18 protein-coding genes are annotated in these 22592 nt (G+C 62.3%); 6 read left to right on the top strand and 12 right to left on the bottom strand.

Going from position 1 to position 22592, the window contains the following annotated elements:
* Nucleotides 1–105 precede the first annotated feature (105 nt).
* Nucleotides 106–1308, bottom strand: a complete 1203-nt coding sequence (locus tag AC0L15_RS31825) for a cytochrome-c peroxidase (RefSeq protein WP_473498232.1) — start codon at nucleotides 1306–1308, stop codon at nucleotides 106–108.
* A gap of 13 nt (nucleotides 1309–1321) precedes the next feature.
* Nucleotides 1322–1771 (bottom strand): FixH family protein, encoded by a 450-nt coding sequence (locus AC0L15_RS31820; RefSeq protein WP_287247229.1) that lies wholly within the window; start codon nucleotides 1769–1771, stop codon nucleotides 1322–1324.
* 208 nt (nucleotides 1772–1979) lie between these two features.
* Here AC0L15_RS31820 and AC0L15_RS31815 point away from each other — a divergent pair, with 208 nt between their 5' ends.
* A complete protein-coding gene (locus AC0L15_RS31815) occupies nucleotides 1980–2900 on the top strand; it encodes a sugar kinase (RefSeq protein ID WP_287247230.1) in 921 nt (306 codons plus the stop codon).
* A gap of 56 nt (nucleotides 2901–2956) precedes the next feature.
* Here AC0L15_RS31815 and AC0L15_RS31810 read toward each other — a convergent pair whose 3' ends face one another.
* Entirely contained in the window at nucleotides 2957–3991 is a 1035-nt protein-coding gene (locus AC0L15_RS31810; protein WP_027156140.1) for a class I SAM-dependent methyltransferase, read from the bottom strand.
* A 334-nt stretch (nucleotides 3992–4325) separates the two neighbouring features.
* Here AC0L15_RS31810 and AC0L15_RS31805 point away from each other — a divergent pair, with 334 nt between their 5' ends.
* Entirely contained in the window at nucleotides 4326–6299 is a 1974-nt protein-coding gene (locus tag AC0L15_RS31805) for a putative bifunctional diguanylate cyclase/phosphodiesterase (protein ID WP_287247411.1), read from the top strand.
* Nucleotides 6300–6432: 133 nt separating this feature from the next.
* Here the strand turns inward: AC0L15_RS31805 and AC0L15_RS31800 are convergent, their stop codons facing one another.
* Nucleotides 6433–7221 (bottom strand): DUF899 domain-containing protein, encoded by a 789-nt coding sequence (locus AC0L15_RS31800; RefSeq protein ID WP_287247231.1) that lies wholly within the window; start codon nucleotides 7219–7221, stop codon nucleotides 6433–6435.
* Between the two features lie 450 nt (nucleotides 7222–7671).
* Between AC0L15_RS31800 and AC0L15_RS31795 the strand changes: the two genes are divergently transcribed.
* The 3 genes from AC0L15_RS31795 to AC0L15_RS31785 are packed head-to-tail and all read left to right on the top strand — an operon-like array spanning nucleotide 7672 to nucleotide 12059.
* A complete protein-coding gene (locus AC0L15_RS31795; RefSeq protein WP_287285500.1) occupies nucleotides 7672–8697 on the top strand; it encodes an ABC transporter substrate-binding protein in 1026 nt (341 codons plus the stop codon).
* Nucleotides 8698–8699: 2 nt separating this feature from the next.
* Nucleotides 8700–10982, top strand: coding sequence for an ABC transporter permease (locus AC0L15_RS31790; protein WP_287247233.1), 2283 nt, complete (start codon nucleotides 8700–8702; stop codon nucleotides 10980–10982).
* The gene (locus AC0L15_RS31785) at nucleotides 10983–12059 is read left to right on the top strand and encodes an ABC transporter ATP-binding protein (protein ID WP_287247234.1); all 1077 of its coding nucleotides are present in this window, start codon (nucleotides 10983–10985) and stop codon (nucleotides 12057–12059) included. It begins immediately after the preceding gene.
* Here the strand turns inward: AC0L15_RS31785 and AC0L15_RS31780 are convergent.
* The 8 genes from AC0L15_RS31780 to AC0L15_RS31745 form a co-directional block, all read right to left on the bottom strand.
* Nucleotides 12049–12819 (bottom strand): inositol monophosphatase family protein, encoded by a 771-nt coding sequence (locus tag AC0L15_RS31780; RefSeq protein ID WP_473498234.1) that lies wholly within the window; start codon nucleotides 12817–12819, stop codon nucleotides 12049–12051. The two genes, AC0L15_RS31785 and AC0L15_RS31780, sit on opposite strands and share 11 nt — an antisense overlap.
* 109 nt (nucleotides 12820–12928) lie before the next feature.
* Nucleotides 12929–13501, bottom strand: a complete 573-nt coding sequence (locus AC0L15_RS31775; RefSeq protein WP_473498228.1) for a histidine phosphatase family protein — start codon at nucleotides 13499–13501, stop codon at nucleotides 12929–12931.
* A 46-nt stretch (nucleotides 13502–13547) separates the two neighbouring features.
* The gene (locus AC0L15_RS31770) at nucleotides 13548–13958 is read right to left on the bottom strand and encodes an aldose epimerase family protein (RefSeq protein ID WP_287247236.1); all 411 of its coding nucleotides are present in this window, start codon (nucleotides 13956–13958) and stop codon (nucleotides 13548–13550) included.
* Nucleotides 13959–13980: 22 nt separating this feature from the next.
* Nucleotides 13981–16449 carry an adenylate/guanylate cyclase domain-containing protein gene (locus AC0L15_RS31765; RefSeq protein WP_287247237.1) on the bottom strand — a complete coding sequence of 823 codons (2469 nt, stop codon included), beginning with the start codon at nucleotides 16447–16449 and terminating at the stop codon, nucleotides 13981–13983.
* A gap of 83 nt (nucleotides 16450–16532) precedes the next feature.
* On the bottom strand, nucleotides 16533–17633 hold the full coding sequence (locus AC0L15_RS31760) for a branched-chain amino acid ABC transporter substrate-binding protein (protein ID WP_287247238.1): 1101 nt from the start codon (nucleotides 17631–17633) through the stop codon (nucleotides 16533–16535).
* A 202-nt stretch (nucleotides 17634–17835) separates the two neighbouring features.
* Complete coding sequence (locus tag AC0L15_RS31755; RefSeq protein WP_287247239.1) at nucleotides 17836–18867, bottom strand: aldose epimerase family protein; 1032 nt, start codon at nucleotides 18865–18867, stop codon at nucleotides 17836–17838.
* A gap of 85 nt (nucleotides 18868–18952) precedes the next feature.
* Nucleotides 18953–20410, bottom strand: a complete 1458-nt coding sequence (locus AC0L15_RS31750; protein ID WP_287247240.1) for an NAD-dependent succinate-semialdehyde dehydrogenase — start codon at nucleotides 20408–20410, stop codon at nucleotides 18953–18955.
* A 317-nt stretch (nucleotides 20411–20727) separates the two neighbouring features.
* Nucleotides 20728–21675, bottom strand: a complete 948-nt coding sequence (locus AC0L15_RS31745) for an AEC family transporter (RefSeq protein WP_287247241.1) — start codon at nucleotides 21673–21675, stop codon at nucleotides 20728–20730.
* A gap of 167 nt (nucleotides 21676–21842) precedes the next feature.
* On the opposite strand from AC0L15_RS31745, the gene AC0L15_RS31740 reads away from it, so the two are divergent.
* The gene (locus AC0L15_RS31740) at nucleotides 21843–22391 is read left to right on the top strand and encodes a histidine phosphatase family protein (RefSeq protein WP_023802971.1); all 549 of its coding nucleotides are present in this window, start codon (nucleotides 21843–21845) and stop codon (nucleotides 22389–22391) included.
* The last annotated feature ends 201 nt before the right edge of the window (nucleotides 22392–22592 follow it).

Here is a 22592-nt window from a genome sequence, read left to right as displayed (position 1 = left end):
AGAAAAGGGGCACTGTCGCCGAAGCCGCCGATCTCCCCCCAAGTGGGGGAGATGTCCGGCAGGACAGAGGGGGGCGCGAAGGATCGCTACCGAGCAGCTGGTCCCTCACTCCGCCAGCGTCTTCAAGAACGCCACCAGCGCCGCGCGCTCGCGGTCCGAAAGCTGCAGCGGGTGGATCTCGGATAAACCCTCGACACTGGCAGGCGCCTTCGAATAATGCGCCACAACCTCCTCGAGCGAGGAAAACTGCCCGGCATGCATGTAGGGCGCACGGGTGGCGGCGGCGCGCAGCGACGGCGTCTTGTACGCGCGGACGAGTCCCGGCCCGGCCTTGACCATGAAGCGCAGTTCGCCGCAGGCGCTGGCGTCGCCATCGCGAAACACGCCGAAACAGTTGAACGGATCGGCCTCGACTTGGCGTACCGCATCTATGCGGCCGCGATCCGGCGGCAGGTTCGCCACCGACGGCACGCCGGTATTGTGAAAACCGCCGTCCGTAAAACGCGGCCCGTTATGGCAGGTCACGCAATTGGCCTTGCCGATGAACAGCTTTAGCCCGAGGATTTCTTCGGGCGACAAGGCATCGTCGCCTTGCGGCGCCTGTATACCGGTATCCAAAGCGGCAGCGAACCGGTCGAAGCGCGTCTGCGGTGGCGAGATCGATCGCTCGAAGGCGGCGATCGCCTTGCCGATATTGGCGAAGACGCGGTTGACGTCCTCGGCTTGCGCACCGGACATGGCATTCCAGGCAGCCTTCTCGGCATCGCTGCCGAGCGGACTGGCATTGGCCGGCACATTTGAAAGGTCGGGCAGCGGCCCGAAGATGCGCTCGTAGCGCTCGCCGAATCGCGCCTTGATGTAATGCGCGTAGGCGGCGCGGTTGCCGGCCTGCTCCAGCGGATTTTCCAGCGGCGCCAGCGCCTGCGCCCAGAGACTGTCGCGCCGCCCGTCCCAGAAGAACCATGCGTCATGCGCAACGCCGGCCAGCGGCATGGTGCGCCGGTTGGTGCGGCCGACACCGACCGCTCGCGGCAGATCGTCCTGGAACTGCCGGTCGATCTTGTGGCAGGTCGCACAGGAAACCTTGCCGTCGCCGCTCATCCCGGCGTCGAAAAACAGCGTCGCGCCGAGCGCGGCGGCAGCCGGCACGTCGGCGAAGCGATTGGTGGTGTCGGCTTCTAGCGGCGGCAGGGCTGACAGCGCCAGCGAGGCGATGGTCTTCCTTTCGGCATCGGAAAACTCAGGCTTGCCGCAGCCGGCAAGCACAGCCATCGCCAGCAGCGCGAAAAGTCGCGGAAAGCGGATCATCTTGCTCCAGCGCTCAGAGCAGCACATTGAAGACCACCGTGTCGGATCCGGCCGCCGCGGAAATGGCAAAATGCAGTTGCCACAGTCCGCTCATTGTGAATTTCACCCCGCCGATGCGATAGCGGCCATCGCCCAGATAATCGGTCGCATGCGGGCTGGTCGGCAGACCGTGCCTGTGCTGCGGCATGCCGCCGGATATCGAGATCGCAGCGCCCTCCACCGGGGTGCCCGCATTTGTCTTCAGGGTCAGCAGCCAGGATTGCAGCTCGCCTTGACGGACAACACCCCGCTCCGGCTCGAAACTGGCTACAAACAGGCCGTTCGCCGTCTCTTTCGAACGGGCAATCTCGGAGCCGGCGAGCCGAGGCGCTTGCGGCGCGGTCAGATAGACGGCGGCGAGAATACCGGCCAGCAAGGCGGCCAGACCAACACCTGCCAGAACGTAGCGCCATAACGATGCCAAACCGGTTCCTCTTCCAGAAATAACGTCTCACTGAGCAGATCGCGTCCCGCCGCGCCGCTGGGAAAACCCCGCCGACGCAAAAATCCGCTGCCGCCAAGCATGGCGCTGGCGCCCGCAAAAAGCTACAGCACCGGATCTTGGTTTGTGCATGTCGTTATCCCAAAACCGCTGCGCAAGCTGTGGGCGACATGCACCTGGAGAGAGATACATGGCAGGAAACGGCGTCGCCTCGATCGGTGAATGCATGCTCGAGCTTTCAGGCCAGGCCGGGCCGAACTGGCGCATGGGCTTTGCCGGCGACACGTTCAATACGCTGTGGGCGTTGCATGCGCTGAGCGGCGACCGGCCGGCAACCTATGTGTCGGCCTTCGGCGACGACCCGTTCTCCCGCGACCAGATCGATTTCTTCGCGCAAAACGGCATCGGCATCGGCGCCAGCCCGATTATACCAGGCGCACGGCCTGGCCTCTATGCAATCACGCTGACCGGCGCCGAACGCTCCTTCACCTACTGGCGTGGCGATGCAGCCGCGAGGCAGCTTGCCTCCGACGCGGCTGCATTGGAGAAAAGCCTTAAAAATCAGGCGCTTGTTTACTTTTCCGGAATCACTTTGGCAATTCTGGACGACGCCGCGCGCAAGACACTTTTGGCGGCGGTGGCCCAGGCGCGCACCGCCGGCTCGCTTGTCGCCTTCGATCCCAATTATCGGCCGCGGCTGTGGCGCCGGCGCGAGGAAGCACAGACCGCGATCCTCGATGCGCTGGCAGTCACCGACATCGCGCTGCCGACCTTTCCCGACGAGCAGATGCTGTTCGGCGACGCAGCGCCGCAAAAAACCGCGGAACGGCTGGGAAGGCTGGTCGGCGAAGTCGTCGTCAAAAACGGCGAGGAGCCGGCGCTGATCGCCGCAAACGGGATCCTGCAACCCGTTCCGGCCATGCATGTCGCCGCCCCGGTCGACACCACCGGCGCCGGCGATTCCTTCAATGGCGCCTATCTCGCCGCCCGGCTTGCCGGCCATTTCCCGACCGAGGCGGTGCCGCGCGCGCATCGCGTCGCCGCGGCCGTCGTCCAGGTGCGCGGCGCGCTGGCGCCATTCGAGACGTTAAGGACAGCGTTCGAAGATTAAACGCAATCAGACTGGCTGCCGCCAACCGCCGACAAGCTTGCAGCCCAAGGCGGTCGCTATCCGCGCTTTTCGATGACGCCGTAGAGGACGTTGCGGTTCTCGCCAAAGAACACCTGCGCCTCGACGGTGTTTCGGTCGACGCTGGCATTGATGATGTTCCACATATCGGCCTCGGACCGCAGCAGCAACACCCAGTTCATGAACGTCTCCCGGTAGCCGGCGTCAGGATTGCCCTCTGCGTAGTTCGCGAAGAGGAATGTCCCGTTCGGCTTCAACATCTGCAGGCAGGTTTTCGTGAGCTTCACGGCGACGTTGTGCGCAAGGTAGTCGTAAAGGCCGGAGGCATAGATGAAGTCGAACTTGCCAAGCTTGTGGCCCCTCGTGAGCATGGTTCGCACCGAGCCGTCGATCGCCTCTACCGCAGTGCCCTGAAAGTCGCGCGTGATCAATCCAACGCTCTGAGGATCCTGATCGAGCGCAACCCAGCGCTTGAGACGGCCCTCCTGCAAGGCGGCCGAGCGATTGGCCTCCCTCAAATGGCCGGCCGCAATCGCCAGGACCTCGGCTTGCGGTCCATTCCTGGTCGCAATCTCATCGACATATCGAGTCAAAAGATCGCGTCGTTCGCGTGCCGCGACGCACGACGGCACATCCTTGGTATGCCTGTAGAGCGCCTTGCCGACCTCCGAGGCGTTTGCCACGCTCTCCGCCACGTGCGGATCACAATAGATGTAGTCGAGCAACTGCGCGTCGCCGGAATAGCCTCTGGGCTTGTCGTGGGACCATCGCGTGAGCGGATCCTCAAGAAAGTACTCCAGGACCGGGTGGTCCCGCACCACCGGCATCAATGCTTGCCAAACGTCCGGATGAACCTTGGTACGCATTGCTTCGAGATGCGCCATCAGACGGCGAATGATCTCCGCGGGGTCCTTCTGCTGCTCGATCTGCTGGTGCGTGATGTGGAGAATGAGCGCAAGCTCGACGCGAGCGGTTTCGAACGCTTCGCTATGAGGCTCGAGCTTGCTTCGAGGGAGACTGGCGGCGATCATCTCGGCAGTAATCAGACTTTTGCCATCGAGGATTGTTGCCACCGCAGAACTCCATAATCACATTTAACTAGATATAGTTAGATATTGCCTAAAATTTTATCTTTGCCAAGACACTTCCCTGGCATTTTAGCGGTGTCGTTAAATTCACGCCAACCATACTGATTATTTGGACGCCTTGCGGGTCGGATTCCCGATACGAGTTAACGCAAACCTATCTGCGCGACTGCATATTGCTTGCGAGGCGCCGCAATTCGCTGTCGCGCCCGAGGAGTTTTCCGGCGTGGGGGCAGAAGCTAGAAATGAGTTCGGCATGCAAAGCCCCGTTCAAATGGGGCTTAGGGTGACGAACGAATACGCGTCATCCGCATTGGCCGATATGGCCCATGCGGAACCGCTCGAGCGGCGCTACGAGCCGCGCTCCGACGAGCTCCGCAAACTCTACCGGGAGGAAGGCCAGGCGAAGCGAAGAATGGACGCCAGGCCTGGGCTTTGGATCGCCGTGGCCATCTATCTGCTGTTTTCGGCAACGGATCTGCTGCTGATACCGGATGTCGCGCTTTATACGATCATGGCACGCTTCGCGGTCGGAATGACGGCGCTGTTGACCCTGGAAGCACAACTTCGCCGCGGGGTCGCCACGGAATGGATTGACGTGACTTGCGCTGCGGCCATCATCTTTGGCTATATCGGCTGGTTGTCCCCAGCGGTGTTGGGCGCGGACAAGGAAAGCGTCTCTTACTATATGGTCTTCGGCACCATCTTCATGATGAGCGCCAATCTATTTTTCACGTTTAAATTCAGCCTGTCTATTGTGACTTCAAGTATAATCCTGGTAATATTGTATATTGTAAACTACTTTGTGCCTTCCACATTAACGTACAAAATGGTCTTTGGAACTTTCTACATCTCATGCTTCACATTTACATCTTACGTAAACTGGAAGCTGAATGAGGAACGTTACAACGTCTTCCTGAACGCCCTCGAAGCCAAAATCCAGCACAAGGAAGCCACCGAGCGCGGCCAGGCGCTGTTGAGTCTGTCGAGAACCGATCCGCTTACGGGTCTGGAGAACCGGCGGGCGATTGACGAGAAGCTGCGCGACTACTGGAGCGACTGGCAAAGGCATGGCAGCGTTTTTGTGGCGATCCTCATCGACGTGGACTTCTTCAAAAGGTTCAACGACTACTACGGACATCAGGAAGGCGACCGCTGCCTGATACTTGTCGCCAATGCCCTTGCCGAGATGATCAAGCAGCACAATGGCTCAATCGGCCGCTACGGCGGGGAAGAATTCATTGTCCTGGCTCGCATGGAGAAAAGGGAACAGGTTGCAGGTCTCGCGGAAGCCATTCGAAGCACGGTGGAGAACCTCGCGCTTCCCCACCAGCAGCGCAGGGACGGCACCTCGGTGGTGACGGTGAGCGTTGGCGCTGCCTTCACCAGGCCGCAGACCGGCGCCAAGCTGGAAAAGATCATCCACGAGGCCGATCGTGCGCTCTATCTGGCAAAAGCAGGCGGTCGCAATTGTACCTGGCTGTTCGATCCAAACGATCCCCAGAGCAGCGACGAGAGCGAGAATATTGCGGCCTTGCTGAAGATCGCGATCGGCCAGGATCTCGTTTCACTCGTCTATCAACCGATCCAGAATGTGGCGTCTGGCCGGGTTGAAGCCGTCGAGGCCCTGATGCGCCTCAAAATGCTGGACGGCACATCGGTTCCGCCGAGCCTGTTCATTCCTGTTGCGGAACGAACCGGCGCGGTGCTGGAACTCGGGCGCTGGGCCATAAGGACAGTGTGCACTGAACTCCTGGCGGACGATCACGTCCGTGTCGTCAGCGTCAACGTCTCTCCAATTCAGCTCAAGACGCCCGGCTTCGCAGCTTCGGTTGCGACGATTTTGAGCGAGACCGGCATCGCCGGCAGCAGGCTGGCCCTCGAAATCACCGAAGGGCTGGAGATGGAGATGCACTCCGACATTCTGCGCTGCATCAGCGACCTGAAGCTGCTGGGGGTCAGGGTATGGCTTGACGACTTCGGGACGGGCTTCGCGGGCCTCTCATGGCTTCGTCTCATCGATTTCGATACGGTGAAGATCGACCGCTCGTTCCTGCATGACTGCGGCACCCCAAGGGGCAAGGCGATGCTGCAGGACATTATTGCCCTGGTGCGAAATCGCGGTCATAAAATCCTGATCGAGGGGGTGGAAACCGACGAGCAGTTGGCCCTTATCCGCGAATTCGACATCGATAAGATCCAGGGCTTTCACGTCGGCCGTCCTGCTCCCGCCGCGAATTTCCGCACGAAACCGGCCACCTACAAACGGACATTGTCGATCGTCAAGTCGGCCTGAATGGCGGCGGAGCGGTTGCCGCCAGCCGTCGTCGCGCTTCCTCAGCAAGGGTCCAGCGGCGATGTCTCGGGCCCGGATATCCGGCTAGCCGATCGACCATCGCCGCCCGTCTGACGCCCGGATCAGGTCTGGCTCATTGCTTCGTGCTCGCCTCCCGGAACGCCGCCTCGCCTGCGGCCGACACCTCGGCCCACTTCTTGTCGGCTGCCGGATCCGCGGCGTAGCTGTCGTGCCAGTTCCACCATTTATAGGCCGGGGTCTGCGGATAGCCCTCGGGCGAGTCCTCCCAGGCCTCCTGCCGGCCCAGCGGCGTGATGTCGAGATAGTTCCAGGTGCCGCCCATCTGCTCGTCGCCGCGGTTGTTGATGAAGTAGGTGCGGAACACACGGTCGCCGTCGCGGATGAACACGTTGTGGCCGTGCCACTCGTCGACGCCGAAATCGGCGTCGAAGCTGTCGGTGAGCGTGAACCATGGTATCTCCCAGCCCATCCGCGCCTTTAGCCGCGCGATATCAGCCTGCGGCGCACGCGAGACGAAGACGAGGGTGGTGTCACGGGCGTTCAGATGGGCGAGGTGGGCAACCTGGTCAGCCACCATGGAGCAGCCGCGGCAGGCATGGTCGGGCCAGCCGAACACTCCCGGCTCGAAGAAGGCGCGGTAGACGATCAGCTGACGCCGACCGTCGAACAGGTCGAGCAGGCTCACCTTCCCGTCGGGCCCCTCGAACGCATAATTCTTCTCCACCGCCATCCACGGCATCCGCCGCCGATCGGCGGCCAGCGCGTCACGGGCGCGGGTCTGGGCCTTTTCCTTCACGAGCAGCTGCTCGTGGGCCGCTTCCCACTCCTGCGGCGACACCACCGGTGGTGTGCGCATGGCAGTCTGTCCGCTTTTCCGTTCGCTCTTGGCTGCTGAAGTCATGGCTTCCTCCTGATCTGGGCGAATTCCCGCGCCTCATCGCTGAAGCGCGGGCTCCACTCGCTGCTCATCGCTGGTTGTTGGGCCTAAAATAGTTTGGCACCGGAAAACGACCAGTGGGAGTAACAAGTGTGGCGCTATTCCGATGGAGCCGCCGATTGCGACTCTCGCCGACAAGGCCCGCCCTTCCCATGCTTCGGTCACTGCTGCCATCTTTCCGCTCATGCCTTCATCGGCCGGCCTTTCGGCAAGATGAAGCGGTTGGTCGTGTTGGAGGGGAACGGAACTGCCGCAACTTGCCTGATCGGTTTCCCTCTTCGCCACGCGTACGATCCGCTGTTCCAGCCGCCGCCGACTCGATTTGCAAATCGGCGCAAAAGCTCCCAATCTGGTCGCCGCCGCAGCAATGCTTGATACTTGTTAGACGGCGAAACGATGGGAGGAAATTCGCACATGAAAAAGACCTGTGTCCGCCTGGCGGCAACAGCAGTAATGCTCGTCTCTGCCGCCAGTTCGGCTTACGCCGACAGCCTCACCCTCTATTGCTCCGCCGACGAGGCCTGGTGCCAGCAAATCAAGACTAGCTTCGAGGAAAAGACCGGCATCACTGTCGATATGACCCGCAAGAGCTCAGGCGAGACATATGCCCAGGTGCGCGCCGAGGCCGGAAACCCAAAGGGCGACGTTTGGTGGGGCGGCACCGGCGATCCTCATCTCCAGGCCGCAGAGGAAGGACTGACCGAGGAATATATGTCCCCGATGCGCGGCGAACTGCACGACTGGGCGATCAAGCAGGCGGAAGCCGCCAACAACAAGACGATCGGCGTCTACTCCGGTGCGCTCGGCTTCGGCTACAACAAGGATCTGTTGGCCAAGGGCAACCTGCCGGAGCCGAAATGCTGGGCCGATCTGACCAAGCCGGAATACAAGGGCCACATCCAGATGGCCAACCCGAACTCATCGGGCACCGCCTATACAATGCTCGCGACGATGGTTCAGCTGATGGGCGAGGACAAGGGTTTTGAGTACCTGAAGGCGCTCCACGCCAACATCAACCAGTACACCAAGTCCGGCTCCGCTCCGATTAAGGCCGCGGGTCTCGGCGAAACCACCATCGGCATCGTTTTCATGCATGATGCGGTGGCGCAGACGGCAGCCGGCTTCCCGATCGTCACGGTGGCGCCTTGCGAAGGCACCGGCTATGAGATCGGCTCGATGTCGCTGATCAAGGGCGCCCGCAACCCGGAAGCGGCGAAGCAGTTCTACGACTGGGCGCTGACCGCCGAGATGCAGTCGAAGGCCAAGGACGTGAAGTCGTTCCAGTTGCCGTCGAACAAGAACGCCACCGCGTCCGAATTGTCGCCCGACCTGTCGACCATCAGGCTCATCGACTATGATTTCAAGAAGTATGGATCGAGCGCCGAGCGCAAGCGCCTGCTGCAGAAGTGGGATACGGAGGTCTCGACCCTGCCGCAGTGATCATGCGCGTCCGCACTGCCACGAGCGCGCTTCACCCGACCGTCGTCCTGTGGACGGCGGTCGGCTTGCTCGGCTATGCGCTGCTGCCTTGGTACGGGTTGGACAGCAATCTCTTCACCCTGTCCTGGCTGCTGGACGGCTATCCGCTTGACGATGACGTAGCGCCGGCGCTTTTCCTTGTGCTGCAAGGCGACAAACTCTGGCTCGCCCCTATCGGCCCGCTGCTTCTCGCGCCGCTCCTGCTATGGCGGCCGCGCAAGTCCGATCCCTTCTTTGGCTATTTGCTGATCGCCGTCGGCGCGACCGGCGGCGCCTATTTCCTGCTTCAAGGCTTCGGGATTGGCCTGCGTGGCTTCCAGTGGCAATGGCTGACCTCGCTGTTTGGCGAGCTTGATGACCGCCAGTTTGACATGGGCTGGGGAGCACTGCTGGTAGGCTGCGCTTTCCTGTTCCTGTTCACCCTCGGGCTTGCGGCTCGCGGCGCGGTGGCAGGCGACGAATTCGTCGCCGGCTCGATCGGCTTCGTTGTCGCTGTTGTCGCCATCTTCATCTTCATGCCGATCGGTCAAATGCTGGGGAGCGCGCTGCTCACGCAAGAGGGCGACTATTCGCTTCCCGTCTTTCTCGCGAAACTCTCCAGCGACCGGCTCTGGAGCCTCGGCTGCCTCACCGGCGGCCCGCGCTGCGGCGTCGCCTGGAATTCGCTCCTTCTCGCCGTGCTCGTCGGCGTGACGACCACCGCGCTCGGCCTTGTCTTTGCCCTGGTGGTGACCCGTACCGGCTTTCGCTACGGCGCGCTGTTGCGCGCGCTGACCGTGCTGCCGATCATCACACCACCCTTCGTCATCGGCCTCGCCATCATCCTTCTGTTCGGCCTCTCGGGCGCCATCAATCTTGGTTTCGCCGAGCTGATCGGCGTCCAACCGACGCGATGGGTCTACGGCCTGCCTGGCCTGCTGATTGCCCAGGTGCTCGCTTTCACGCCGATCGCTTTTCTGGTGATGATCGGTGTGGTCGAGGGTGTGAGCCCATCCATGGAGGAGGCCGCGCAGACCCTGCGCGCCAATCGCTGGCAGACATTCATCACCGTCTCCCTGCCGTTGATGCGGCCAGGTCTGGCCAATGCCTTTCTGCTCGGCTTCATCGAGAGCATGGCTGATTTCGGCAATCCGCTGGTGCTCGGCGGCAATTTCGATGTGCTGTCCACCGAGATCTTCTTCGCCATCGTCGGCGCGCAATACGACCAGGCGCAGGCGGCGATCCTCGCCCTCGTGCTCCTGTTCTTCACGCTCGGGGCGTTCTACGCGCAGCGATTCTGGCTTGGGAAGAAGTCCTACACGACCGTCTCCGGCAAAGGCGACGCCGGCGTTCACCCGCATCTGCCGGCAAGATTGCGCAACGTCGTCTTCGCGGTGGCCGCCGTCTGGACGCTTTTTACCTTGCTGATTTACGTGACGATCTTCTACGGCAGCTTCGTCAAGCTGTGGGGCGTCGATTTCTCTCTGACTTTTGAACACTACGTGACGGCGTTCTCCATCGGCTGGAACGAGTTCGGCATCCACTGGCGCGGGTCGGCCTGGAGTTCTTTCTGGACGACCATGGAAATAGCGATGATCTCCGCGCCGCTGACCGCGGCCATCGGACTTTTGACCGCCTATTTGCTGGTCCGTCAGGACTTTGCCGGCAAGGACACCTTCGAATTCGCGACGATGCTGTCCTTCGCCATCCCCGGCACTGTGATCGGCGTGTCCTATGTGATCGCGTTCAATGTGCCGCCGATCGAGCTCACCGGCACCGGCATCATCCTGGTGCTCTCCTTCATCTTCCGCAACATGCCTGTCGGGGTTCGCGCCGGTGTCGCGTCGATGTCGCAGATCGACCGCAGCCTTGACGAGTCCTCCCTCACGCTGGGGGCCAACTCCTGGCAGACCTTCCGCAAAGTGGTGTTGCCGCTGCTGCGGCCGGCCATCCTTGCCGCGCTCGTCTATTCCTTCGTTCGCGCCATGACCGCCATTAGCGCCATTATCTTCCTAGTCAGCGCCCAGTATGACATGTCGACCAGCTACATCGTCGGCCGCGTCGAGAACAACGAATATGGCGTCGCCATCGCTTATTCCGCCGTCCTGATCGGCGTCATGCTGGCGATGATCGGCCTGATGCAGCTTGCCGTTGGCAGCCGCATGATCGGCCGGCGCGGTCTCGACGGCGATCTGGCGCAGTCGCGCACCAATGTCAGCCAGGCGGTCGTAGCGCGTCCACAGCCGGCGATCTCGGGAGGCGGATGAATGGCCGAAATTCGCGGCAATGCCGCCTCAGTCGAATTCAGGAATGTCACCAAGATCTACGGCAGGAGCAAGGCGCCCGCCGTCAACGACGTCTCGCTGTTCATCGAGGCCGGGAAGCTGGTCACCCTGCTTGGACCGTCGGGCTGCGGCAAGACGACCACCTTGCGCATGATAGCCGGACTGGAAATGGTAACGAGCGGCCAGATCCTGATCGGAGGCGCCGACGTCACCCGGCTGCCGGCTACTGATCGTGATGTCTCCATGGTGTTTCAATCCTACGCGCTTTTCCCGCACATGACCGTGACCCAGAACGTCGAATACGGCCTGGGCTTTTCCGGCTTCGGCAGGAAGGAGACGGCCGAGAGGGCCAGAGCCGGGCTTGAACTGGTCGGCCTCTCCAATTTCGGCGACCGCCTGCCGAGCCAGCTTTCGGGCGGACAGCAACAGCGTGTCGCGGTGGCGCGGGCGCTGGTCCTGGAGCCGCAGGTGCTGCTCTTCGACGAGCCTTTATCGAACCTGGATGCCAAGCTCCGCCGGCGCGTGCGCGAGGAAATCCGCGAGATTCAGCAGAAACTCGGCCTGACCGTCGTCTATGTCACCCACGACCAGGAGGAAGCGCTCGCCGTCTCCGATCGCATCATTGTCATGAACAATGCGGTGATCGCCCAAGACGGCACGCCACGCGACCTCTACGAGCAGCCCGCGAATGCTTTCGTGGCCGACTTCATCGGCGAAGCCAACATGTTCCAATGCGAGGTCGTGTCGGTCGAGGGCGACAGCGCCACCGTGCATCTGGGACCCGCCGTGCTGAAGCTGCCGGCTCGCGGCCGCAAACCGGGGCCGGCCAAGCTGGCGGCGCGACCGAGCCGCCTCGAGATTGGCGAGCCGAATGCGCCTGGCGCCTTGCCCGGCACGCTTGAAAAAGTGACCTATGTCGGCAGCCACCTCGAGTTCGTAATCGCCACGCAATTCGGCGAAGTCTTCGTGGTCTCGCCGAATGTCGATACCGAGTTTCGAGCGGGGCAGCCGGTGAGCATAAGCTTTCTCAAACGCGGACCCGTGCTGATCACAGACTGAACGCCTCTTTGCAGAGCGCGTGGACCTTGTCGAACACGCCCTTGCCGCCCGCGATGACCAGTGTTCCTTCCTCGAGAACCGTTTTCGGGTCGGGCGTGACGACCGACCCGCCGGCCTCTTCGACCAGAAGCATGCCGGCGAGGCAGTCCCAAGCATTCATATGCTCCTCGACATAGGCGAGCAGCCTGCCCGAGGCGACGTAGGCAAGCATAAGCGCACCGGATGCATTGCGGAAAAACACGCCGCCCTCCTGAAGCAGGAGATCGATCAGCTTGGCGACGGTGCGCGCTTCACGACGATTGGAGAAGCCGGTTCCGACCGAGCCTTGCGTCAGGCTCGTCGTCGGGCTTGTCTTGATGGGCCGGCCGTTGAGGAAAGCGCCACCGCCGCGGCGTCCATAAAACGTCTCGCCGGTAGAGGGTTCATGGATAACGCCCACGACCGCCACACCCTCCTTGACGCAGGCGATGACGACGGTCCAGGCCGGGATGCCGCACAGAAAGTTGGCAGTGCCGTCGATTGGATCTATCACCCATGTGTAACCCGATCCGCCGGCGAGTGCGGCGTGTTCCTCTCCGATAACGCCGTCTTCAGGATATTGCGCCGCAAGCTCCCGGCGGATGAACGTCTCGACATTCCGGTCGGCCTCGGAGACCAGGTCCTGATGACCCTTGCTCTCGATTGTGAGTGTCTCCAGTTGTCGGAAATATTGCAGGCCGAGTTCGCCGCCGCGCCGCGCCAGCGCAGTCGCAAACAGCATCCGATCGTTATCGTCACCATTCACGCAGTCAATTCCGTCATTGTTTCTGCTTCCATTCGTTCCCCGGCTCTTTGTTCTAAAGGCCCAATTCTGCAGGGAAAAGTTGAGGTTAACGCTCGGCGATCGGATGCCATTCGTGGATGATCTTGCAACCTGGCAAGTCGAAAGCGAAGAAATGTCCTTGGAATGGTTGATCCCGACTGCGCGAAATCGGCGCATCCAGCAGCTTGCAGAGCAGCAGCGTGCCAACGCCGCCGTGCGCGATGAAAGCAATGTCACCGTCGTGATGGGTCGCAAGAATGCGAAACACGGCCCGTACTACGCGTTCTTGGGCATCGAGTGCACGCTCCCATCCGCGGACACTCTCATGTGGGCTAGCGAAGAAGGCGTCAGCAACTCGTTCGAAATCAGCGGGTGGAAGAAAGCCTGTTGCGGAGCGATCGTTCTCGCCAAGGTGCTCATCCACTTGGACGGGCAAGCCAAACCCCGCGGCCAGCAGGCCAGCCGCTTCAATTGCCTTGGCCTCGGAGCTCGACCAGATGGACCTCAGGCCCGACAGCACCGCATTGCGCGCGAAAGCCCTCATCCGGGTGACGCCGCGATCCGAAAGCCGCCAGGCTGGGACTGGCAGGGCGGGATCAACGGAAACTTCCGGATGGGTGATAAAGAAGGCCGTCGGCATGCCGTTTGCGCTCCGATAAAATCATTCCGACGCCTAACAGAGCTGATCAAGCGCAGGAAGTATCAACACACACCAACCACGTCATTGCACGGGCACTTTTCACAGCCTCAATAGATATCAGAAACAGGAACGTCTGTCGCGCTGCCATAAGCGGACCTCCGGCCATCAAAACCGCTACATTGTCTCCAAACTCGTCGCAGTTCATTCCGCGCACCGGTCTGCGATTGCCGTAGCGCCCGATCAAGGCGCCGAAATAGGGGGTCAAGGATTCGTAGTCGGCGAGTTCCTTGAAGCCGAGCACGACGTTGTCGAGCCCGCCCCAGCGGTCGGGCACATTGATCGCCGTGATGATACCGCCATAGGCGATGAACTTGATGGACGCGCCTCCGTCGTTGGTGAGCGTGTAGAGATCGACGGCTTTGCCGTCCTGCGTGTTTCCGAATGGGGTCTTGTCCACAGAGCCGGGGCGACGATCCCTCCTACCCAGGCTTGTGACAAAGTCGATCGAGCACGTCTCGAAGCGCAGTCGCGGCTTCGTCACGCTCGTCAGCAGACATCAGCTCGGGCTCAGCTTCTAGTCTGAGATGCGGCAGTTCGGTTCGAACGGCGCGACGGGCAGCGACAAGATTGGCCTTCACATCGATGACGCGATAAGTGGCGACCGGATAGGCGATCCCTTTGACGTGGATGCGCCCCCGCTCGTCGCAGTCAATCCTGTCCTTCACTTGCGCAAACGTCTCATAAGAAATGAGCACGGTCCCTGGCTGCGCCTCCTGCTCAAGACGTGAGGCGAGATTCACGGCGCCGCCGATTATCGTGTAGTCCATCCGGTCCTCGCTGCCGAAGTTGCCGACAGTGCAGTAGTCGGTGTGGATGCCGATGCGGCAACGCAGTGGTGTTTCAATTCCAATGTCGCGCCAGACTTCGGCAAGTTCGCTCATCCGCTTCTGCATGGCGAGAGCCATCTGCACGCCGGCGAGCGCGTCCTCCTTGACGCCGCGCGTTTCCGGATCGCCGAAAAACATCAGAATCGCGTCGCCGACATACTTGTCGATCGTCGCGCCATGATCCGAAGCAATTTTCGACATTTCCGTCAGATAGTGATTGAGGAGCTGGGTCAGGTCCTCCGACTCCATCTTGTCGGTGGTCTCGGTAAAGCCGGCGATATCCGTGAAGCATATAGTCAGCTTCTTCCGCTGGCTGGCGATCCTGACGTCCTGGCGGCCGGTGAATATCGAGTTGTACACCTGGGGCGCCAGGTACTTCGCCAGCTTGCTGGAAAGTGCCTCGAGGGCCGCGGATTTCTCGGCTAGGTTCTCCTCCCGTTGCTTCAGCTCGGTGATGTCCGAGTAGACCGCGACCGTGCCGCCGCCGGTGATCCGTCGCTCGCTTATCAGGACCCACCGCCCGTCGCCTCGCCGCTGCACCCACGGTTCGGCAGGGTTGCGGTGCCGGGAGAGCCGCTCGGCGACCCATTCCTCGAACCGCCCCTCGGCATCCTTGATGTAGCCGCGCTCAGCGGATCGGCGAATGATGTGCTCGAATGTCGTGCCGGGCGTCAGTTCGATCGCAAGGTCGCTGTAGAGCAGTTCGCGGTAGCGACTATTGCTGAGGATGAGCCGGTCCTCGCCGTCGTAGAGAGCGAATCCCTCGGAGATGCTCTCGATGGCATCGATGAGCCGCTGGCGCGCTTCGGCGACCTCGCGCAGGTTCTTTTCCTCGACCTCGACTGCAGTGTCCCGGAAGAGCCTGAGCGCCTCGGCCATGCGGCCGATTTCGTCGTGGCCCGCGGCAGGCAATGGCGCACGAAGATTGCCGCCGGCGATTGCGAGCATGCTTTGGCTCACCCCTCCCAGGCGGGCGAGGAGGCTGCGGTCGACATAGAGCCAAACAACCAGAATGGAACTCAAGAGGCTGAGAAAGGCGGAGCCAAGGACAACTCCGGTCCCGTAGCGCTGGACGACCGCGGCTTCGAGACCGGATGCGGTGATCTCGCGGTCTGCCGCGGCGACCAGGCGATCGACGGCAACGGTAAGACTGCGCGACAGCTGATTGTTTTCGGCCAGAAGCTCTTCGCCCTGCGCCAGGACGGCGAACTCGTCCTGCCGCGCCTTCGGGATGCTGTTTCCACCGTCGATCAGTGCCTTGAACTCGTTGACCCGCTGCTGGAAACGGGTTCGTAGCCTATCGTCGATCTCGTTAGAAATCGTGTCCAGAACGGCGAGTGACCGGCGCAGCGGAAACAGGATCAACGCCAGATCGCCTGGCGTCGGCGCGTCCGCCGTGTTGACCAGCGCGTCATTGACCGCCGAGATCTCCTGCTGCGCCTTCTGCTGCGGGATGTAGGCCGCTATCGACTGGACCAGGTCGGCCGTCGCCTCCGCGCCTCGATCGGACGCGAGCGGCGTGTCGGCCGTGACCGCCCGCCATTGCTGGAGTTTGGAATTCATCACGAGCATGCCGGGCGCCACAAGGCGCTGGCTTGCATTTGTCGTAGCCGACAGGCGACGTAACAGTTCCTCTTTGCGCGCCACCACGGTGAGGCGGGCGGCGACAAGGTCGTCGAGGGCGTTGAGATTGCGCCGCAGACTAAGCACCGCAGCCTCGATCTCACCCACTACCGCCGTGCTAGGCTTGGCGCCTTTGAGAGCGGCAAGCAGTTCCTCGAGGCGCGTCATCTCTGCCGCGATCGCAGTCGAGACCTCGTTATGCTGAGCCTTGCTGGTCGAAGCAAGTGCGGCGGGCGCAGTGGCGGCGACCCGCTCGGCCTGGCGCGACAGCTGGAGGGACGCGAGCGCCGACGGCACACGCTCCTTGGTGATGTGGTTGACGACCTCCCCCACCTCGAGGAAGGCATAAAGAGCGGCTGTTGTCGCGAGCACCGCGAAGGTGCTGATACCGAAAAAAGCGAGCAACAAACGGCCGCGTATGCCGAGACGCTTAAGCATCGCGGCGACGCATTGATTCAGCTGGCGCGGCCAATAGGGTCTGCACAGATTGGCTCAAGGCGATTCGCCGGATCGGTGGTCCATTACTCCAACGGCACGTATTCGCCACCCTTCCAGACATACCATACCCAACTCTGAACAGTGAGGTCGCCCTTATTATCGAAGTCCATTCGGCCCAACACAGTGTCAAATTGATTGCCGCGCAGTGACGCAATCACGGCTTGGAGTTCTAGTGAGCCTGCCTTCTCGACCGCCTGCGCCCAGGTCTGGGCGGCGCCGTAACTATGCAGCGTCCAGGAATCGGGTTCGAAGTTCTCGGCTCGGAATCGTTCGACGACTTTGGCCGCTTCGGCGTTTCGACGCGGGTCTGGGACAAAGGTGAAGAGCGTGCCCTCGGCGGCAGGGCCGGCAATGAGCCCGAATGCCTCGGTCGCCGTATCATCGCCCGAGATCAGCTGAACCGGGTAGCCCCGGTCGCGCGCCGCGCGAACCATGAGCGCGGCCTCGGTATGGTACCCGCCCAGATAGAGCACGGCGATATCCGCCGCCTGCAGCGCGGCGATCTCGGCCGAGTAATCGTCTTTCCCGGGAGCGTACGCTTCGAAAATCGTTTCGGTCGTGCCGCGCTTGTTCACCTGCTTCCTGGTTTCATCGGCGAGACCTTTTCCGTAGGTCGTGTTGTCGTGGAGGATTGCGATCTTCTTGCCGCCCCAATGATCGGCCAAGAAGTTGCCGGCTTCGAAGCCTTGCGCATCGTCGCGACTGCAGACCCGGAAAACGTTGGCGCGGCCTTGGTCGGTCAATATCGGATTGGTCGAGGACGGCGAAATCTGCAGAATTCCCGCCGCCTCGTACACCTCCGATGCCGGAATCGAGGCTCCAGAGCAGTAGTGCCCGACGACGAACACTACACCGTCAGCCACCAATTTTTGGGCAGCAGCCACCGCTTGCTTGGGATCGCAGAAGTCGTCGACCGTGATGAGCCGCACTTGCTCGCCGAGGACACCGCCCGCCGCATTGATGTCGGCCACAGCCACCTCTGCGCCGCGCTTCAATTGCGTGCCAGTCCATTCGAGCTTTCCGGTCATCGGGCCTGCGACCCCGATCAGCACCTCCGCCCGCGCAGGACAGCTAAGCGCGGCGGCCGCAAGCGCGACAATAGCTACGGTGATGATACGGTGCATGGATGCACCCCAAAGGCCGTAGCTTACGCCAATCCCGTCAGCGCCGACAGTCCTTTTCCGCGAGCGTGGATTGGGTTCCGATCCGGGAGCGTCGCGCGTCTAATGGAACTGCAAAGGACGCCCTTTGAACTTTGCGCATGATCCTTTCCGGACCGAAGGTCGGCACAGCAAAAGGCCGGTACCGGCTTCCGAGCGTCAGGCCTCAGGCGCCAGGCAGCCGGAACCGGTATTCCGTCACATGATGGTAGATCTGGCCCGGCCATAGCGTGGCCTGCGGGAAATACGGCCGGTTCGGCGCATCCGGCCAGACCTGCGGCTCCAGGCAGAAGCCCGAATAAGCCTCGTAACGAACTCTCCCGAGCCCCGGCGAAGCTGGGGCCAGATACTGGCCGGTATAGAGCTGGACGCCCGGTTCCGTGGTCCACAGCTCCATCTCGACGCCGGAATTCGCGCCTTGCGCCCATGACGCCAGCTTGTGCGGCCCGCGCGTCGAGGCAAGGCAGAAATTCTGGTCGTAGGGGAGCTGCTTGCCCTCGCTCTCCATGCGCAGCGGCCGCGCCTGACGGAAATCGAACGGCGTGCCGTCGACCGGCTTCACGACGCCGGTCGGGATCAGGTCGCCATCGACCGGAAGATAGGCGCCGGCGTTCAGCATCAGCCGATGATCGAGGACATCGCCGGCGCCGCCGTCATCCAGGTTGAAATAGGAATGCTGGGTGAGATTGCACAGCGTCGGCTCCTCGCAGGTGGCGGTCAGCTCGACGCTGAGCGTGCCTGGGATCTTCAACCTGTAGGTGCAGGTCACGTCGAGCGCGCCGGAAAAGCCCATCGTGCCGTCGGGATCATGCAGCGTCAGCGTGACAAAATCCCTGCCATGCAGCGAAACCTCCCATGGCCGGTGCGAAAAACCGTGCGAGCCGCCATGCAGCGTGTGCTTGTCGAGGAAGTTGCGCTCGGTCTGGTAGCGCTGGCCGGCGATGGTGAAGCGGCCATCGCGGATACGGTTGGCATAGCGTCCGACGACGGCGCCGAAGAAGGCGGTATCCGTTTCATAGGGCTCAAGACTGTCATAGCCGAGCACCAGCGGCGCATCGTGGCCGGCCAGGCGCAGATCCTGGATGATGGCGCCCAGCCCGATGATGTTGGCGGTGAGGCCGCCGCCGCGGATGCTGAAGCGGCGGATAGCCTCGCCCGCCTGCGTCGTACCGAAAACCTCGCCGTCCTTCATCGCCATGCCCGAAACGCCGGTTGGTTGATCGATCCGCGCCTGGCCTCTGAGGCCGGCCTGGGTCCATTGGCAGTCAACAGGCCCTGCCCGATCAGAGGCCGAGGCCGCCGATGCAGACATATTTGGTGTCGAGATAATCCTCGATGCCCTGATGTCCGCCTTCCTTGCCGAGACCCGATTCCTTGACGCCGCCGAACGGCGCCTCGGGCGTGGTGATCAGCCCTTCATTGACGCCGACCATGCCGTATTTCAGCCCTTCCATGACCCGGAAGGCGCGGCCGAGATCGCCGGTGTAGAAATAGCAGGCGAGGCCGAACTCGGTATCGTTGGCGAGTGCGATCGCCTCCTCCTCGGTTTCGAACTTGAACACGGGCGCTACCGGGCCAAAGATCTCTTCCTTCATGAAGCGCATCTTCGGTGTCGCGTCGGCGATCACCGTCGGCTGGAAGAACGAGCCGCCGAGCGCATGGCGCTTGCCACCGGCGACGATCTTGCCGCCCTTGGCGGTGGCGTCGGCGATCAGTTCCTCGACCTTCTCGACCGCCTTCTCGTCGATCAGCGGCCCCTGCTGCACGCCGTCATCGAGGCCGGAACCGACCTTCAGCCCGTCGCTGGCGGCGGCGAGCTTTTCGACGAACTTGTCGTAGACGCCAGCCTGGACCAGGAAGCGGTTGGTGCAGACGCAGGTCTGGCCGGAATTGCGGTATTTGGCGGTGATCGCGCCGGCGACGGCGCGCTCGATATCGGCGTCGTCGAAGACCAGGAACGGCGCGTTGCCGCCGAGTTCCATCGACACCTTCTTGACGGTGACGGACGACTTCTGGATCAGGATCTTGCCGACCTCGGTCGAGCCGGTGAAGGTGATCTTCTTGACCAGCGGGTTGGCGCAGATCTCGTCGCCGATCTCACCGGCGGCGCCGGTCAGGATGTTGATGACACCATTGGGGAAGCCGACTTCCTCGGCGAGCGCGCCCCAGGCAAGGCCGGAATAAGGCGTCTGCGACGCCGGTTTGACCACCGCGGTGCAGCCGGCGGCAAGTGCCGGGCCGAGCTTGCGAGCCAGCATCGAGGACGGGAAATTCCACGGCGTGATGGCGGCGATGACGCCGACCGGCTCCTTGGTCACCAGGATGCGGCGGTCCGCCCAGGGCGACGGCACGACATCGCCATAGGTGCGGCGGCCCTCTTCGGCGAACCACAAGATATAGGAGGCTGCAGAACCGATCTCGCCCTTCGATTCGAACAGCGACTTGCCCTGCTCGATGGTCAGCAGCTCGGCCAGCACGTCCTGGTTGTCCATCATGGCGTCATGCAGCTTGCGCAACAGCTTCGAGCGCTCGAGCGCGGTCGTCTTGCGCCATGTCTGGAAGGCGGCGTCGGCAGCTTCGATGGCGCGGCGCGTCTCGACCTTGCCCGACTTCGGCACGGTGCCGATCTTGAGGCCGGTGGCCGGATTGTTGACGTCGACCGACTGGCCGCTGTCGGCCTGCACCCATTCGCCGTTGATGAGATTGGCCTGGCGCATGAAATGGCTGGTTTTCTGAAGCATGGTCTAGCCTCCGTTCGGCGCGCTGACGGGCCGCTATCTGGATTTCCTTGACGGGCGTGCGCACTGGCATCGATGCCAGCACGCCTGGAGCCACTGCTCTTTACCTAGGGCAAGCCCCGCAATCAATCGCAAGATGGCATATAGGGTTTGGGCCAGCACAAGGCGAGGCCGATTTGCGCTCCCGTTGTTGCTTGAGGGTGTGTGGGAAACGACCGGACCGGTGGCTCCCGAGAACCGGAACGGAGCGTAACGTTTGGGTATATGAGTACCGGAAGTACCAGGAAACCGCCCTTCGCAGGCATCAATATCGATCACACCTATCCAAACACGTGGACAACCACCGTCAGCCAAAAGGCCGTGGTGACGACCGCGCAGGCGGTGGCGATGGTCATCTGGTTCGATGCCAGCGCCTGGCCGGTGTTGAACTGCGTCGCAATCAGGTAGGAATTCACCCCGGATGGCAGCGCGGCGGCCACGACCGCGACTTTCGCCGACAGCGGCGGCAGGCCAAGCAGCCAGACCAGGCCGAGCGCGACGGCCGGCATCAGCATCAGCTTCAGCGCCGACAGCGCCAGCGCCGGCCGCACATTGCCGGAGATGCCGAAACGGCACAGGCCCAGCCCCATGGCAAACAGCGCGACCGGCCCGGCGATGTTGGCCAGCGCGTCGACCAGCCGGACAGCTAGCGCGGGCAAAGGCAGGCCGGTGATACGCCATGCCCATCCGGCCAGGATGCCGATGATCAGCGGATTGGAGAGCAACTTTCGAAAGAAGCGCCGGATGATGCGCAGCGGATGCATATGCTCGTCGCCGCGGCCAAATATCTCAAACAGGATGATCGATGCCATGATCATCGTCGGCAGATGCACGGAAATCAGCAGCGACAGCACTTCGAATCCACTTGGCCCGAATGTGCCGAGGAAGAACGGGATGCCGAGCAGAACGAGGTTGGAAAAAGCCGACGACACGCCGCCGACGACCCCGGCACGCGCGTCGCGCCCGAACACCCGGGTGATGACCAGGTGGCCTGCGGCCCACGTCACTGCGGCAGCCGAAAAATAGGCTCCCCAGAACAACCAGGGCGCGGTGCCATGGAAATCGGCGTTGACCATGGTGCGGAACAGAAGCAGCGGCATCGCCACCCCGACGGCGAATTCGGCGATGGCCCCACCCGCCTCGGCCTTCAGATAGCCGGTGAGCCCGGCCAGATAGCCGAGCGCGACAAGGCCGAAGACAAAAAGGACGGTTTCGATGAGTGGGGACATTTTTCCCCTGATAGGCGAGCCGGGATTTGAGCGCAACCGCCCCGCCTTGCAAAGCAGTCCGTTCTCGCAAACAGCCGGGATCGGTGCCGCCTTGTTTTTCAGCCGGCTTTGCCGTCCCTATATGCGGTCACCGGAAGCCACCTCCGGTGACCGGAAAAGGACGCCTGATGCTTCGATCTGTGCTGGCTCTATTGCTGCTCGTCATTCCCGCCGCGGCCCACGCGACCGAAGCCGGCTGGGCGCTGTTGCGCGACGGCGGACATGTCGTGCTGCTTCGCCATGCCATGGTCACCGGCACTACCGATCCGGCGAATTTCGACATCGAGAAATGCGCCACCCAGGTCAATCTCTCGGTGCGCGGCAAGCAGCAGGCACGCAAGATCGGCGCGCTTTTCGACGCCCGCGCGGCGCCGGTCGAGCGCGTGCTGTCCAGCCGCTATTGCCGCGCCCTCGACACGGCTCGCACCGCTTTCAGAGAAGAGCCCGAACCCTTCGCTCCGCTTGACCTGCTGAAGACCGACGCGAGCGAGAAAGCCGCCCAGCTCGAGGCGATCATGAACGAGATCAGCGCCTATTCCGGCTCCGACAATGTCGTCATGGTCACCCATCTGGAGAACATCATGGCGCTCACCGGCATCTCGCCGCGCGAAGGCGAAGCCGTGATCGTCGAGCCGCAAGGCGACGGCCTGCGCGTGCTCGGCCGCGTTACCTTCTAATCTGCGCTGGAGCCGGTTGAAGCGTTCGCTAGTCGTGAAAGTCTAGCGCTTGGTACCCTAAGCGGAGTACCGGTGCCGACCCCTAGCGGAAGCTCGTTCGGCCTCGGCCGAATTTACGCACATGACCGATAGTGTTGAAGAAGTCGGCGATGAAGCCGTGGATCCACTCGCACCGAAGCGTCTTGATTAAGGTCGACGCGA

This window comes from Mesorhizobium sp. WSM4846 (assembly GCF_055811415.1).
This window is presented reverse-complemented; position numbering and strand designations above follow the sequence as displayed.